Consider the following 13,800-nt stretch of genomic DNA (forward strand, 5'->3'; position numbering starts at 1 on the left):
GGTGGCCGGCGCGTTGAAACCTGTCTGTGGCACTTCCGACGCGGGCCGCTCGCGGGCTCGCTGAAGCCGCCCCGGTGCTGCACACTGGCGCCGTGGATGCTCGACAGGACAGGCGGCCCTCGGGCGGCGACGGTGGACTGCGCTCCGCCGTGGTGGTCAACCCGGTGAAGGTCGCCGATCTCGACGACCTGCGCCGCACCGTGAACGACGCCCTGGCCGCCGCCGGCTGGCCCGAGCCGCAGTGGTTCGAGACCACCGTCGACGACCCCGGCCGCGGCCAGACCGAGCAGGCCGTCAAGGCCGGCGTCGACCTGGTCTTCGCCTGCGGCGGCGACGGCACGGTGATGTCCTGCGTCAGCGCCCTGGTCGGCACCGACGTGGCGTTGGCCGTGCTGCCTCAGGGCACCGGCAACCTGCTCGCCGCCAACCTGGGTCTCTCCACCGACCTGGCCGCCGGGCTCCAGGTCGCCGTCGAGCGCGGCCGGCGGCTGCTCGACGTCGGCGCCGTCGAGGACCGGTACTTCACGGTGATGGCCGGGATGGGCTTCGACGCCCAGATGCTCGCCGCCACCTCCGAGACCACCAAGGCCCGCATCGGCTGGCCGGCATACGTGGTGGGCGCCGCGCGTCACCTGCGGGACCGGCCGATGCGGGTGCAGATCCGCATCGACGACCGGCCGCCGGTACGCCGCCGGGCCCGCTCGGTGCTGATCGCCAACGTGGGCCGGCTCCAAGGCGGCGTGCGGCTGCTCACCGAGGCCGAGCCGGACGACGGCTGGCTCGACGTCGCCGTGCTCACCCCGCGCAACCTGCGGCACTGGCTCGCGCTCGGCTGGGCGGTGGTCCGCCGCAACGGCCGGGTGCCGCAGATGGAGGTGTTCCGCGGTCGGCGCGTGGTGGTCACCAGCAACCGGGCCCAGCCCCGGGAGCTGGACGGCGATCTCATCTCCCCCAGCCGGCGGCTGCGGGCGGAAGTCCGACCCCAGGCGCTCTGGCTGTGTGTGCCCCAGCCTGAGCAGGCCCCCGACCTGGCCGTCGACGCGCGAAGCGCCGGGGAGCGAGGCGAGCAGCTGATCGAGGAAGCACGCCGTGAGTAGCACCCGGATCGTGCCGGAGACCCGGCTGATGGCCGACGAGGAGCTCTCCGCTGACGACGCCTGGCACACCCTGCGCCGCCAGGGCGGCTGGCACCTGCTGCGGGACGCCTTCATCCGGTTCCGCTACGGCGACGGGTTCAGCCACTCCCGGGCCTTCGGGCTGCAACTCTGCCTGGCCGTGGTGCCGTTCCTGATCGCCCTCACCGGTCTGATCAGCGAGCTGGGCGTCGAGGAGGGCGGCCGCATCGTCGCCGACACCGTGCTGGCGCTGACCCCCGGCCAGAGCGAGCAGATGGTGGCCGAGCTGCTCGGCGAGGGTGAACGCGTCGAGGACGCCGGTGAGCTGGCGCTCACCCTCGGTCTGCTCACCGGGCTGGTCGCACTGACCACCACGATGGCCCAGATCGAACGGGGAGCCAACCGGATCTACGGCGTGGAGCGGGACCGCCCGGCGCTGTGGAAGTACCTCCGCGCCGCCGTGCTGGCCGTCACCGCCGGCCTGCCCGCGCTCGCCGGCTTCCTGATCCTGGTGGGCGGCGGCGCGATGGGCGACTCGGTGCGGGAGCACTACGAGTGGGGCGAGGTCGCCGACGGCATCTGGACCGTGGTCCGCTTCCCGCTGAGCCTCGCGCTGACCGTGCTCGCCGTCGCGGTGCTGTTCCGGCGTGCGCCGCGCCGCAAGCAGCCTGGCCTGTCCTGGCTGTTCTTCGGCGCCGGCATCGCCACCGCGCTGTGGTGGCTCGCCAGCCTGCTGCTCGCCGCGTACGTGCGGTTCAGCGACGGCTTCGGGCAGACGTACGGCGCGCTGACCGGGATGATGGCGCTGCTGCTCTGGGCCAACCTCACCGGGATGGCGCTGTTCGGCGGGCTGGCCTTCGCCGCCCAGCTGGAGGCGCTGCGCATCGGCGTGCAGGAGCCGGCCCAACCGGACCTGTGGAAGCCCGAATCGGACCGCGCCGAGCTCTTCGACACCGGGGACATGACCGCCCTCTAGTGCCCGCCGCCGGTCGCCCGCGTGTACGGGCAGCGCCGATCGGGTAAAGCGCCCTCGCCAATGGACATGGGAGGTGCGGGGTGACGGCGCTCAAAGAGGTGGCGCGGCGTCCGATCGGGCATTTCGCCGAGCGGAGCATCGCCGGCCTGGTAGCCGTCACCGGCGCCGGGGTGGCTTTCGGGCTGCTGTTGTTGCTCGTCCGGATGCGGTGGAGCCCGTTGCAGGACGCCGACCACGCGGTCGCCGAGTGGTTCAACGGTCTCGTCGCCCCGCACCACGCGCTGGTCACCGTGCTCCAGGCGGTGACCGACCTGGGCGGCCGGCCGATCCTCATCTGGCTGGTCACCATCGCCGTGGTCGGGCTGCTGATCCGGCGGCAGCCACGGTTGGCCGTCTATCTGATCATCACCGGGGTCGGTGGCCTGATCCTCGACCCGTCCCTGAAGACGCTGGTCGGTCGGCTCCGCCCGGTCGTGGACGTGCCGATCGCCAGCGCGCCGGGCAACAGCTTCCCGAGCGGGCACGCGCTCGGCTCGTTCGTCGCGTACGGGGCGCTGCTGCTGGTGTTCCTGCCGGCGATGGCGCCCCGGTGGCGTAGGCCGGCGATCGCCGGTACGGCCGTGCTGGTGGCGCTGGTCGGGCTGACCCGGATCGCGCTGGGCGTGCACTTCGTCTCCGACGTGCTGGCCGGCTGGCTGCTCGGCGCCGCCTGGCTGGGCGTCACCGCGTACGCGTTCCGGCTGTGGCGGCGCGAGCGGGGGCGCCCGGTGCCGCCGCTGAGCGAGGGTCTGGAACCGGAGGCCGGGCACGACATCGCCCCCGCCCCGGCCGAGGAGCACGTGCTGGCCCACCCTCGCTCGGCGGTGGCCGAGCTGCTGGTCGGTTGGGTGCTGGTCTTCGGGGCGCTGTACGCCTTTGGCACGTACGTCAGCTACCACGCCAAGGGCACCTTCTTCGCCACGCTCGACACCGAGGTGCCGCGCTGGTTCGCCGATCGGCACACCGAGGTGCTGACCGAGGTGAGCTGGTGGTGGAGCAAGTTCGGCGACACGCACGCCATCCTGCTGATCTCGCTGGTGTTCTGTCCGCTGGTGCTGGCGGTGTGGCGGCGTTGGCGGCCGGTGCTGTTCGTGGCGCTGGCGATGGTCGGCGAGCTGACCCTCTTCCTCGCCTCCGCCCGGGCGGTCGACCGGCCACGCCCGCCGGTGGAGAACCTGGACGGGCAGATGCCCACCTCCTCCTTCCCGTCCGGGCACATCGCGGCGACCATCTGCGTCTGGCTGGCGATCGCCGTCATCGTGCTACCGCGTACCGACCGCTGGTGGCGCTGGATCTTCGTGGCGCTGGCGGTGATCATGCCGGTCGGGGTGGCCACGTCCCGGATGTACCGCGGGATGCACCACCCGACCGACTTCATGGGCGCGATCCTGCTCTCCGCGCTCTGGATCGGGCTGCTCTACCTGGTCATCCGCCCCAACGCCGACCTGAAGGAAGGCAATCAGCCGGCCATCGAGTCGGAGGACGTGGACACCCTCGACGACGAGCTGGCGCGGGCCGGCCGGGCCGACTGAGCGCCGCGCCGTGCTGCGCGTGATGACCTGGAACATCCGTACCGGCGGTCGGGACCGGGGCGGCCCCGACCGGCTGGACGCGGTGGTCCGGGTCGTCACGGCGCAGGCGCCGGACGTGCTGGCCCTGCAGGAGCTGCGCGGCTTCGACCGGGGCGGACTGATGGCCGAGATCGCGGGTCGGGTGGGGATGACACAGCACCTGGCCCGGTCGTGTTTCGGGCAGCCGGTGGCGGTGCTGGCCCGGCCGCCGCTTCGGGTCGTCGCCGCGGGGGCGCTGCGTCGGCCGTTCCACCACGCGGCCGCCCGCGTCGTGGTGGCCACCTCGGCCGGCCCGCTGACCGTGCTCAGCACCCACCTCCACCCGTACTCCGGGGGACGGCGTCGGATGGAGGTCGACTGGCTGGTGGCCGCGGTGCGACGCGCCCAGGGGCCGCTGACGCTGGTCACCGGTGACCTCAACTCGCTCGACCCGACCGTCGACCACACCGCGCGCCTGGCCGGGATGCCCGATCTCTACCGTCGGCGCCACCTGCAGCGGACCGGAGGCGCCGTGGACACCCGCGCTGTCGCCCGGCTGCGGGCCGCCGGCCTGGTCGACCTCTGGCTCTCGTACGCCGCCGGAGCACCGGAGGCCGACGGCCTCACCGTGCCCACCCGGTTCGGCGGGGAGGAGTTCGCGGGGATGCGGCTGGACTACCTGTTCGGCACTGCGGCGGTGGCCGAGCGGAGCCGGTGCGTCCGGGTGGTCCGCGAGGGGGACGCCGAGACCGCCTCCGACCACTACCCCGTCGTCGCCGAGCTGGACCTCGACCCGGCCTGAGCCGGGCCCGTGCGCCCCGGCCCGGGACGCACGGCGCCGGGCGGGTCAGAGGACCAGGTTGAGCAGGACGGTCAGCACGACCGAGGCCACGATCGAGAAGAGGATCATCAGGAGGCAGCCGAGGCCACCGCCGAGCGGGCGGATCTCCGTGTTGCCGAAGCGCATGGGGTTCACCTGTCCGTGAAAGCGGGGGTGGGGGCGAGCGCGACGGCCAGCGGGGTGAGGTAGCGGTGCGAGACCGCCAGGCCGTGCACCAGCACGATCGGCGGCGCCCCGGTCCCGGGATCCGTGCTGCGCCGGGTGTGTGTCCGCAGTCCGCCGACCTGCCGCCACTCGCTGGTCAGCCCGGCGGCCGGCCGGGGCGCGGCCAGCGCCAGCCGCAGTTCGGCCCGACCGAACCGCCCGGCCGGGTTAGCCTCACAGCTCGCGCAGCCGGGGCAGCAGCTGCTCCTGCGCCCAGTCGAGGAACATCGGCTGGGTCTCCCCGCCGATCTGGACGATCGCCACGTGGGTGTAGCCGGCGTCGACGAACTTCCGGAACGCCTCGACGTGCGCGTCCACGTCCGGGCCGCAGGCGATGCCGTCGGCGACGTCCTCCTCGCGGACGAACTGGGTGGCGGCGGCGAAGGAGTCCGGGCCCGGCAGTTCGGCGTTGACCTTCCAGCCCATCCCGAACCAGCGGAACTGGTCGTGCGCGATCTTGCGGCACTCGGCCTCGTCCGGGCCGTAGCAGATGGCCACCTGCCCGTAGCGCGGCTGGCCGGCGCCGCCCGCGTCGTCGTACATCTCGATGATGTGCCGGTCGGGCTCGGTGGCGACGATGCCGTTGCCGTACTCGGCGGCCAGGGTGGCGGACTGTCGGCCCGAGGCGGCGATGGCCATCGGGACCGGCTGCTCCGGGCGGTCCCAGACGTAGGCGTCGGGCACGTCGAAGTGGTTGCCGGAGAAGGTCAGCGACTCGCCGTTGAGCAGCGGTCGGATGATCTGCAGGGCCTCCTCGAACATCTCGTGCCGCTGCTGCACGTGCGGCCAGCCACCGACCACGTGCTCGTTGAGGTTCTCCCCGGCGCCGAGGCCGAGGGTGAACCGGCCGTCCGAGAGCGCTCCGATGGTGCTGGCCTTCTGCGCGACCACGGCCGGGTGGTAGCGGCGGATCGGGCAGGTCACGAAGGACATCAGCTCCGCCCGGGAGGTGGCGTGGGCGACCGCGCCCAGCACCGACCAGGCGTACGGGGAGTGGCCCTGGGCATCCAGCCAGGGATAGTAGTGATCGGAGATCACCAGCTGGTCGAAGCCGGCCGCCTCGGCCCGTACCGCGTGGTCGACCAGTTGCTTCGGACCGGCCTGCTCGCACATCAGGGTGTAGCCGACGCTGACCATTCTGGTTTCTCCTTCCCGCCGACGGATCGTCCCGGGATACCCAGCTCGGCAGCGGTCAACCCTCCCGTCCGGTTCGGACGGGAGGCGCTTGACGGATGACCGTGACCTGCCTACGGTCGGTCTTAACCGGTTAAGAGTGCCGGGTGTGGCGCACACCCTGTGGTGGGGATGACCGCCCCGTGACGGCCCGCGTTCGCGTGGGCCGTCACGGCCGTCCGCCGGCTGCGGCTCGGCCACTGAACCGGTTGCGCCGACCAATCCATCGCCCTACGCTGATGCGTGCGCCGCCGGGATCCGGGCGGCGGCTGTCGGGCTGCAGCCGCCTTCCCCTGTCACGTCCCACCCCTGTCGGGCACCGGGGGTCCTCCCTGAGGAAGGCCATGAAGACTCGACTCTCCGCCGCCGGCGCGGCCCTGCTCGCGCTGCTCGTCGCCGTGCTGGCGTTCGGCCAGCCGGCGCACGCCGCGGCCGGTTTCACCGTCGCGGGCGGCAAGCTGTACGACGCCAACGGCACCGAATTCATCATGCGCGGGGTCAACCACGCGCACACCTGGTACCCACAGCAGACCAGCTCGTTCGCCGACGTGAAGGCGCTCGGCGCGAACACCGTCCGGGTGGTGCTCTCCAGCGGCGACCGGTGGACCCGCAACACCAACGCCGACGTCGCCAACGTCATCTCGCTGTGCAAGGCCAACCGGCTGATCTGTGTGCTGGAGGTGCACGACACCACCGGCTACGGCGAGCAGAGCGGCGCGATCACCCTCGCCCGGGCCGTCGACTACTGGCTCAGTCTCGCCGACGTCCTGGCCGGCCAGGAGAAGTACGTCATCGTCAACATCGGCAACGAGCCCTACGGCAACCAGAACTACGCCTCCTGGGCCACCGACAACGCCAACGCGATCACCCGGCTACGCGCCGGCGGTCTGACCCACACGATCATGGTGGACGCGCCGAACTGGGGGCAGGCCTGGTCGTTCACGATGCGCGACAACGCCGCCTCGGTCTTCGCCGCCGACCCGGCCCGCAACACCGTCTTCTCCATCCACATGTACGGCGTCTTCGACACCGCCGCGGAGATCAGCGACTACCTGGGTCGCTTCCGGGCGGCCGGCCTGCCCATCGTGGTCGGCGAGTTCGCCTTCAACCACTCCGACGGCGACCCCGACGAGGACACCATCCTCGCCTACAGCCAGGCCAACGGGATCGGCTGGCTGGGCTGGTCGTGGAGCGGCAACGGCGGCGGCGTGGAGTATCTCGACATGGCCACCGCCTGCAACCCGGCCGGCCTGACCAGTTGGGGCCAGCGGATCTTCAACGGCGCCAACGGCATCCGGCAGACCGCCCGGGAGGCCAGCGTCTTCGGCGGCACCACTCCGCCACCCACCACTCCACCGCCCACCACTCCGCCGCCGACGACCCCGCCGCCGACCACGCCCCCGCCGGCCGGTGGGTGCACGGCGACGTACACGGTCATCGGCCAGTGGCGGGGCGGCTTCCAGGGTGAGGTGCGGGTGACCGCCGGCGCGACCGCGATCACCGGCTGGAGCGCCCGGTGGACCTTCGCCAACGGCCAGAGCGTCAGCCAGTCCTGGAACACGACGCTGACCAGCAGCGGAGCCGCGGTGACCGCGCGCAACGTGGCCTACAACGGCCGGCTGGCCGCCGGCGCCAGCACCAGTTTCGGCTTCCTCGCCAGCTGGACCGGCAGCAACGCCAGGCCGGAGGTGAGCTGCACCGCGAGCTGATCGACGCGCAGGTGGCCGGGCCCGCACCGGGCCCGGCCACCGTGCTCAGCCGTGGTCGGTGCTCCCGGCCAGGTTAACGATGACGACCCCGGCGATGATCAGTGCGATGCCGGCGAGTTTGGCCAGCCCGACCGGCTCATCCAGGAAGACCGCGCCGATCGCCACGATGGTGGCGGTGCCCAGGCCGGACCAGAGGGCGTACGCGACGCCCACCGGTATCTCCTTGACGGCCTGGGCCAGCAGAATGAACGCCAGCAGATAGCCGCCGAGGCAGGCCACCGTCGGCCCGATCCGGGTGAACCCGGCGGTGGTCTTGAGCAGGCTGGTCGCCAGCACCTCGGCGGCGATGGCGATCCCCAGCAGCACGTACGCCATGCGGTCCTCAGTCCTGAGTGTTCGGTGGGTCGGTCGGTCCGGGTTCGGCGGCGAGCCGGGCCGCCCGCACCATGAGGTAGCGATGCTCGGGCAGGCTGCTCGTCCGCCCGGCGGCGGCCCGGTAGTCGGCGATCGCCCGGGCTCGGTCGCCGGCCATCTCGTGCAGGTGCGCGCGGGCGGCGGAGAGCCGGTGGTGCCCGGCCAACCGTGGGTCGTCGGCCAGCGCGTCGAGAGCGGCCAGGCCGGCTGCCGGCCCGTGCACCATGGCGGCCGCCACGGCCCGGTTGAGCGCCACCACCGGGCTGCCGGAGAGCTGTTCCAGCACCCCGTAGAGCGCCAGGATCTGCGGCCAGTCGGTCGCCTCGGTGCTCGACGCCTCGTCGTGCAGCGCGGCGATGGCGGCCTGAACCTGGTACGGGCCGACCGGCCCGCGCGGCAGCGCACGGGTGACCAGCGCGACGCCCTCGGCGATGGCCGAGGCGTCCCAGCGGGCGCGGTCCTGGTCGGCCAGCGAGATCAGCTCACCGGACGGCCCGGTCCGCGCCGGGCTGCGCGCCTCGGTGAGCAGCATCAACGCCAGCAGGCCGGTCGACTCGCTGTCGTCGGGCAGCAGCGTGTGCAGCGCGCGGGTCAGCCGGATCGCCTCCGCCGCCAGGTCGACCCGGCGCAGGTCCGGGCCGGTGGTGCTGGTGTGCCCCTCCGTGAAGATCAGATAGAGCACCTGCCGTACGGCGGCCAGCCGGTCGGCCCGCTCCGCCGGCTCCGGCATCCGGAACGGCAGCCCGGAGGAGCGGATGCGCTGCTTGGCCCGGCTGATCCGTTGCGCCATGGTCGCCTCGGGCACCAGGAACGCGCGGGCGATCTCGGCGGTGCTCAGCCCACCGACCGCCCGCAGGGTCAGCGCGACGGCCGACGCGGGCATGAGCGCCGGGTGGCAGCAGAGGAAGAGCAGGACCAGGGTGTCGTCCCGTTCGGCGGTCAACTCCTCGTCCGCCGCGGGCGCGTGCTGGCGGTCGTCCGGGTCCCGGCGGGCGACCAGGTCCTCGCGGCGGCGCCGCGCCTGCTCGCCGCGGACCAGCTCGATCATCCGGCGGTAGCCGACCTGGATCAGCCAGCCGCGCGGGTTCGCCGGCAGCCCGTCCGCCGACCACTGGGTGGCGGCGGCCAGCAGCGCCTCCTGCACCGCGTCCTCGGCGGTGGCGAAGTCACCGAACCGGCGGGCGAGCACACCGAGGACCTGCGGCGCCAGCTCGCGCAGCAGGTCCTCGACGCGGGGATCGGTGGTGGCCAGCCCTCACAGCTCCTGGGCTGGGGCGGACATGATCGGGTGCACCTCGATCGGCATGTTCAGCGGCCGGCCGCCGGGGCCGGGTGCGGTGGAGATGTACGCGGCCAGCTCCACCGCCCGCTGCGGGCTGTCGCAGTCGACGATCCAGAACCCGGCGAGGAACTCCTTCGTCTCGGCGAACGGTCCCTCGGTGACCACCGGCGCCCCGCCCTCACCGGCGCGGACGATCCGCGCCTGCTGCGGGCCGCCGAGGCCCTGCCCGTCGACCCACTCCCCGGCCGCGGTGAGCTTGCCGTTGACCTCACCCATGAACCCGATGTGCGCCTGGATCTCCTCCGGAGTCCAGGTGTCGATGCCCGGGAAGTCGGTCCCGGCGGCGCTGAACTGCATCAGCAGCATGTACTTCACGATTCGCTCCTCACGCCTGCGCACCATCTTCGGTGCTCTCACCCTGAGGTAGAAGCAGCCGGCACCGTTCTCGACACCCCGGCCAGAGATGTTCCGGGAATTTTCTCAGTCGATGGCGTCGACCTCCAGCACCAGGCTCTGCTCCGGATGCAACGCGGGCACCTGCACCCCCACCCGGGCCAGTGCCGCCCCGCTGAGGGTGACGCCGCCGGCCAGCCAGGCCGGCGCGGACCGGTCGATGGTCGCCGGGGCCGGCACGTCCGACACCGGTCGCACCCGGTACCGCCGGCCCGGGTCCAGACCGGGCAGCCGGACCGCGCCCGGGGTCTGCGCCACCGAGGTGGCCAGCCGGGCCACCGCGTACACCGCTCTGGTGCCGTCGTGGTCGACCACGCCGTGCGCCCAGACGGCCGGGTCCGGATGGTCGACCCGGACCACCCGGCCGGCGTGCAGCAGCGGACGCAGCCGCTTGTGCAGCGCGACCCAGGCGGCCAGCTCGGTCTGCTCGACGGCGCTAATCGACGCGATGTCCCACTCGATGCCGTGGTGGCCGAAGAGCGCGGTGGCTGCCCGGAAGCCGAGGTCGTGCACCCGGTGGGTGGTGTGCGAGCGTTCCGGCCCGACGTGCGTGCCGATCAGCTCCGGTGGCAGCAGCAGCCCCGTCCAGCGCTGGATGCTGAGCCGTTCCAGGGCGTCGTTGCAGTCGCTGGCCCAGACCCGGTCGGTGCGCGCCAGGATGCCCAGGTCCACCCGGGCGCCGCCGGATGCGCAGCTCTCGATCTCCACGCCGGGGTGGCGGCGGCGCAGCTCGTCGAGGAGCCGGTAGACCGCCAGGGTCTGCCCGTGCACCCCGGGGTGGCCGTGGTGCCCGGCCTCGGTGAGGTCCCGGTTGTGGTCCCACTTGAGGTAGCTGATGCCGGGGTGCTCGGTGAGCAGTTTGTCGAGCCGTTCCAGCAGGTGGTCGTACGCCTCCGGGCGACCCAGGTCGAGCACCTGCTGGTTGCGCCAGAGCGGCGGCAGCCGCCCCGGCACGGCCAGCAACCAGTCGGCGTGCGCGCGGAACAGGTCGGAGTCGGGGTTGACCATCTCCGGCTCCACCCAGAGGCCGAACTCCAGACCCCGACCGGTCACGTGGTCGATCAACGGTTGCAGGCCGTCCGGCCAGACGCCCTCGTCGACGAACCAGTCGCCGAGCCCGGCGGTGTCGTCGCGCCGGCCGCGGAACCAGCCGTCGTCGAGCACGAACCGTTCGACGCCGATCTGCGCGGCCCGGTCGGCGAGCGCCCGCAGCCGGTCCAGGTCGTGGTCGAAGTAGACGGCTTCCCAGACGTTCAGGGTGACCGGGCGGGGGGAGCGTGGGTGCCGGGGCCGGGCCCGCAGGTGGGTGTGCAGCACGTCGCTGAGCCCGTCCAGCCCGGCGTCGGACCAGACCGCGTAGAGCAGGGGAGTGGCGTACGACTCGCCGGGGCCGAGCCGGACCTCGCCGGGGGCCAGCAGCTCACCGCCGCCGAGAGTGGACTCGCCGGTGGGCCGGCGCTCGGCGAAGGTGACGTGGTCGCCGCTCCACGCGGTGTGCACCGCCCAGACCTCGCCGTGGCCGAAGCCGAACCCGGCGGTGCCGGCCACCAGCAGCAGGGTGGCGTCGTGCCCGGTGCGCCCGTGCCGGCCTTCCCGGACCCAGCTGCCCAACTGCCACGAGTGCCGCTGCGGGGACCGCTCCCGGCACCACCGGCCGGTCAGGTCGAGCAGTTCGGTGGCGACCGCCGGCACCGGCAGCACCGGGGTCAGTTCGCGCAGCTCGTACGCGTCGTCGCCGTCGTTGCGCAGCCGGTGGCGCAGCAGCAGCAACCCGGTCGGGTCCACCTCGATCTCGATGGTCAGGGACAGCTGTGCGTCCGGGTCGCTGGCCCGTACGGTCACCCGTGCCGAGCCCTCGTCGGCGGGTGGTTCGACGTCGAGGCCGTCCAGGCGGAAGGCGGTGGACCAGCCGGTGCCGCCGCGGTGCCCGGCCAGACCCGGCCGGCCGCTCCAGCCGGCGCTCGGCTCAGGCAGCAGGGAGAGCACGGTCGGCTCGTCGAAGCTGCTCGGCACCACCGGCGGTACGGTCGCGTCGACGAGCTGGCGCAGGTCGTCGTCGTCGAGGTCGCCGATGTCGCCGCCCCAGTGCGCGATCCGGGGCAGCCCCGGGCCGCGCGCGTCGAGCACCAGGCTGGTCCGCGCGCGGCGCAGGTGCAGGATTGTCATCCCTTTGAGGCTCCCAAGGTCAGGCCCCGGACGAAGTGCCGCTGGAGCATAAAGAAGATCACCAGAGTGGGGATCGCGACGAGCACGCTGCCCGCCGAGACCAGGTTGTTGTCGGTGAAGAACTCGCCGCGCAGGTTGTTCAGCGAGCTGGTCACCGGGAACTTGTCGCCGGTGCGCATGAGGACGGTGGCCCAGAAGAACTCGTTGTAGATCCAGGTCACCTCCAGGGTCGCCAGCGCGGCCAGGGCCGGCCGGCACAGCGGCATGGTGACCTGCCAGTACTGCCGCCAGATGCTCGCCCCGTCGACCATCGCCGCCTCGTACAGGTCGCGGGGCAGCGCCTTCATGTAGTTGCTGAGCACGAAGACGCAGAACCCGCACTGGAAGGCCACGTTGATCAGGATCAGACCCCAGTAGCTGTCGTAGAGCAGCTCGGAGTCGCTCATGAACTCCGGCAGTGGCACCTCGGTGAACAGCCGGAACAGTGGGATGAGCAGCGCCTGCTGGGGCAGCAGGTTGGCCGCGGTGAACACCCCGAGCAGCACGAGGTTGAGTTTCCAGCTGAACCGGGCGATGACGAACGCCACGCAGGAGGCGAGGAAGAGCGTCAGCAGCACCGCCGGCACGGTGATGTACACCGAGTTGAGGAAGTGCTTGCCGAACTCCGCGGTCCGCCAGGCGGTGACGTAGTTGTCGAGGGTCCAGCCGCCGAACGAGACGTAGCCGTTGGCGGCGGTGTACTCGTAGGAGCGCAGCGACGTGAGCACCGCCCAGGCGATCGGGAAGAGCCAGGTCAGTGCGACGGTGATGAGGAAGCCGTGCAGCAGCAGCCGGAGCGGGGTCAGCTTGCGGCGGGCCGGGGCCTCGACCCCACCCTCGGTACGCCGGGTCACGGTCGCCGTGCTCATTGCCGGTTCTCCCTCATCACGGTCGCCAGGTAGATGGTGATGAAGACCAGCGAGACGACCAGCATGATGGTGGCCAGCGCCGAGCCGAATCCGATCCGGCTCGCCTCACCCACCACGTTCTGGGTGACCAGGGCGGAGATCAGCTCCAATCCGTTGCGGCCCTTGTTGACCACCCAGACCAGGTCGAACGCGCGCAGTGACTCGATCACCGTCACCACCAGCACGATGATGTTGATCGGCCGCATCACCGGGAACACCACCCGGAAGAACGTCCTGCTCTCCGAGGCGCCGTCGACCGCCGCGGCTTCCCGCAGCGACGGGTCGACGCCCTTCAACCCGGCCAGGTAGAGCAGCATGATGTAGCCGACGTGCCGCCAGCCGGAGGCGACCATCACCGCCCAGATGTTGACGTTCGAGTCGCCGTACCAGTCGACGTTGCTGCCGAACACGGCGTTGATCAGACCCTGGTCGCGGGAGTAGAGCAGCTGCCAGACGAAGCCGATCAGCGCCAGCGAGAGCACCACTGGCAGGTAGAGCGCGGTCTGGTAGAAGCGGCTGCCGCGCAGCTCCTTGTCGAGCAGGACGGCCAGGAACATGCCGAACGGGCTGGCCACCAGGAACAGCGCCGCCAGCCAGAGCAGGTTGTGCTGGATCGCCGGCACGAACGGCGGGTAGATGTTCACCACGTCGCTGTAGTTGCGGGCGCCGACGAATTCGATCTCGTTGAGTGGGCCGATGCCGTCCCAGTTGGTGCCGGAGAGCAGCACGGTGGCCGCTGCCGGCAGCCAGACGAACCCGGTGACGAGCAGCAGCGGGACGAGCACCATCAGCGTGATGACCACGCGGTCGGTGCGGGACAGGAGCCGTAGCCGCCGGCGACGACCACCCGTGGGGGTGGTCGCGGCCGGCGAAGGCACGGCGCGATCCGCTTGGATCAGGGGCAGGTCGGACACGATGTCCTCCCCCTTCC

The 13,800-nt window shown here is 72.1% G+C and carries 12 protein-coding genes; 5 read left to right on the forward strand and 7 right to left on the reverse strand.

The window, feature by feature from the left end; translation table 11 throughout:
• Nucleotides 1–92: 92 nt before the first annotated feature.
• The 4 genes from ACWD6N_RS18785 (at nucleotide 93) to ACWD6N_RS18800 (ending at nucleotide 4,482) form a co-directional block, all read left to right on the forward strand.
• Nucleotides 93–1,097 carry a diacylglycerol/lipid kinase family protein gene (locus tag ACWD6N_RS18785; RefSeq protein ID WP_354963019.1) on the forward strand — a complete coding sequence of 335 codons (1,005 nt, stop codon included), beginning with the start codon at nucleotides 93–95 and terminating at the stop codon, nucleotides 1,095–1,097.
• Complete coding sequence (locus tag ACWD6N_RS18790; protein WP_387325229.1) at nucleotides 1,090–2,091, forward strand: YihY/virulence factor BrkB family protein; 1,002 nt, start codon at nucleotides 1,090–1,092, stop codon at nucleotides 2,089–2,091. The genes ACWD6N_RS18785 and ACWD6N_RS18790 overlap by 8 nt, the downstream gene beginning before the upstream one ends.
• An 80-nt stretch (nucleotides 2,092–2,171) precedes the next feature.
• Complete coding sequence (locus tag ACWD6N_RS18795) at nucleotides 2,172–3,662, forward strand: phosphatase PAP2 family protein (protein WP_354963017.1); 1,491 nt, start codon at nucleotides 2,172–2,174, stop codon at nucleotides 3,660–3,662.
• 10 nt (nucleotides 3,663–3,672) lie between these two features.
• Nucleotides 3,673–4,482, forward strand: a complete 810-nt coding sequence (locus ACWD6N_RS18800; protein WP_354963016.1) for an endonuclease/exonuclease/phosphatase family protein — start codon at nucleotides 3,673–3,675, stop codon at nucleotides 4,480–4,482.
• Between the two features lie 417 nt (nucleotides 4,483–4,899).
• Here the strand turns inward: ACWD6N_RS18800 and ACWD6N_RS18805 are convergent, their stop codons facing one another.
• Nucleotides 4,900–5,862 carry a TIGR03557 family F420-dependent LLM class oxidoreductase gene (locus ACWD6N_RS18805; RefSeq protein WP_354963015.1) on the reverse strand — a complete coding sequence of 321 codons (963 nt, stop codon included), beginning with the start codon at nucleotides 5,860–5,862 and terminating at the stop codon, nucleotides 4,900–4,902.
• A gap of 380 nt (nucleotides 5,863–6,242) precedes the next feature.
• Between ACWD6N_RS18805 and ACWD6N_RS18810 the strand changes: the two genes are divergently transcribed.
• The gene (locus tag ACWD6N_RS18810; RefSeq protein WP_450004998.1) at nucleotides 6,243–7,607 is read left to right on the forward strand and encodes a cellulase family glycosylhydrolase; all 1,365 of its coding nucleotides are present in this window, start codon (nucleotides 6,243–6,245) and stop codon (nucleotides 7,605–7,607) included.
• A gap of 45 nt (nucleotides 7,608–7,652) precedes the next feature.
• On the opposite strand, the gene ACWD6N_RS18815 is transcribed toward ACWD6N_RS18810, so the two are convergent.
• The 6 genes from ACWD6N_RS18815 to ACWD6N_RS18840 all read right to left on the reverse strand — a co-directional run bounded on the left by ACWD6N_RS18815 (nucleotide 7,653) and on the right by ACWD6N_RS18840 (nucleotide 13,783).
• Nucleotides 7,653–7,982 (reverse strand): DMT family transporter, encoded by a 330-nt coding sequence (locus ACWD6N_RS18815; protein WP_354963013.1) that lies wholly within the window; start codon nucleotides 7,980–7,982, stop codon nucleotides 7,653–7,655.
• 7 nt (nucleotides 7,983–7,989) lie between these two features.
• Nucleotides 7,990–9,273, reverse strand: a complete 1,284-nt coding sequence (locus ACWD6N_RS18820) for an RNA polymerase sigma factor (RefSeq protein WP_354963304.1) — start codon at nucleotides 9,271–9,273, stop codon at nucleotides 7,990–7,992.
• A gap of 3 nt (nucleotides 9,274–9,276) precedes the next feature.
• Nucleotides 9,277–9,669: a YciI family protein gene (locus ACWD6N_RS18825; RefSeq protein WP_354963303.1), complete on the reverse strand. Its 393-nt coding sequence runs from the start codon at nucleotides 9,667–9,669 to the stop codon at nucleotides 9,277–9,279.
• A gap of 114 nt (nucleotides 9,670–9,783) precedes the next feature.
• Entirely contained in the window at nucleotides 9,784–11,922 is a 2,139-nt protein-coding gene (locus ACWD6N_RS18830; protein ID WP_354963012.1) for an alpha-galactosidase, read from the reverse strand.
• Nucleotides 11,919–12,830 (reverse strand): carbohydrate ABC transporter permease, encoded by a 912-nt coding sequence (locus ACWD6N_RS18835; protein ID WP_354963011.1) that lies wholly within the window; start codon nucleotides 12,828–12,830, stop codon nucleotides 11,919–11,921. Before ACWD6N_RS18835 ends, ACWD6N_RS18830 begins: the two co-directional genes overlap by 4 nt.
• The gene (locus ACWD6N_RS18840; protein WP_354963010.1) at nucleotides 12,827–13,783 is read right to left on the reverse strand and encodes a carbohydrate ABC transporter permease; all 957 of its coding nucleotides are present in this window, start codon (nucleotides 13,781–13,783) and stop codon (nucleotides 12,827–12,829) included. Before ACWD6N_RS18840 ends, ACWD6N_RS18835 begins: the two co-directional genes overlap by 4 nt.
• Nucleotides 13,784–13,800: the final 17 nt, after the last annotated feature.

It is taken from the genome of Micromonospora sp. NPDC005163 (assembly GCF_053599835.1).

Coding starts and splice junctions, on each gene's coding strand:
- ACWD6N_RS18805 (WP_354963015.1), bottom strand. CDS start 5,862: ATGGTCAGCGTCGGCTACACCCTGATGTGCGAGCAGGCCGGTCCGAAG.
- ACWD6N_RS18810 (WP_450004998.1), top strand. CDS start 6,243: ATGAAGACTCGACTCTCCGCCGCCGGCGCGGCCCTGCTCGCGCTGCTC.
- ACWD6N_RS18815 (WP_354963013.1), bottom strand. CDS start 7,982: ATGGCGTACGTGCTGCTGGGGATCGCCATCGCCGCCGAGGTGCTGGCG.
- ACWD6N_RS18825 (WP_354963303.1), bottom strand. CDS start 9,669: ATGCTGCTGATGCAGTTCAGCGCCGCCGGGACCGACTTCCCGGGCATC.
- ACWD6N_RS18830 (WP_354963012.1), bottom strand. CDS start 11,922: ATGACAATCCTGCACCTGCGCCGCGCGCGGACCAGCCTGGTGCTCGAC.
- ACWD6N_RS18835 (WP_354963011.1), bottom strand. CDS start 12,830: ATGAGCACGGCGACCGTGACCCGGCGTACCGAGGGTGGGGTCGAGGCC.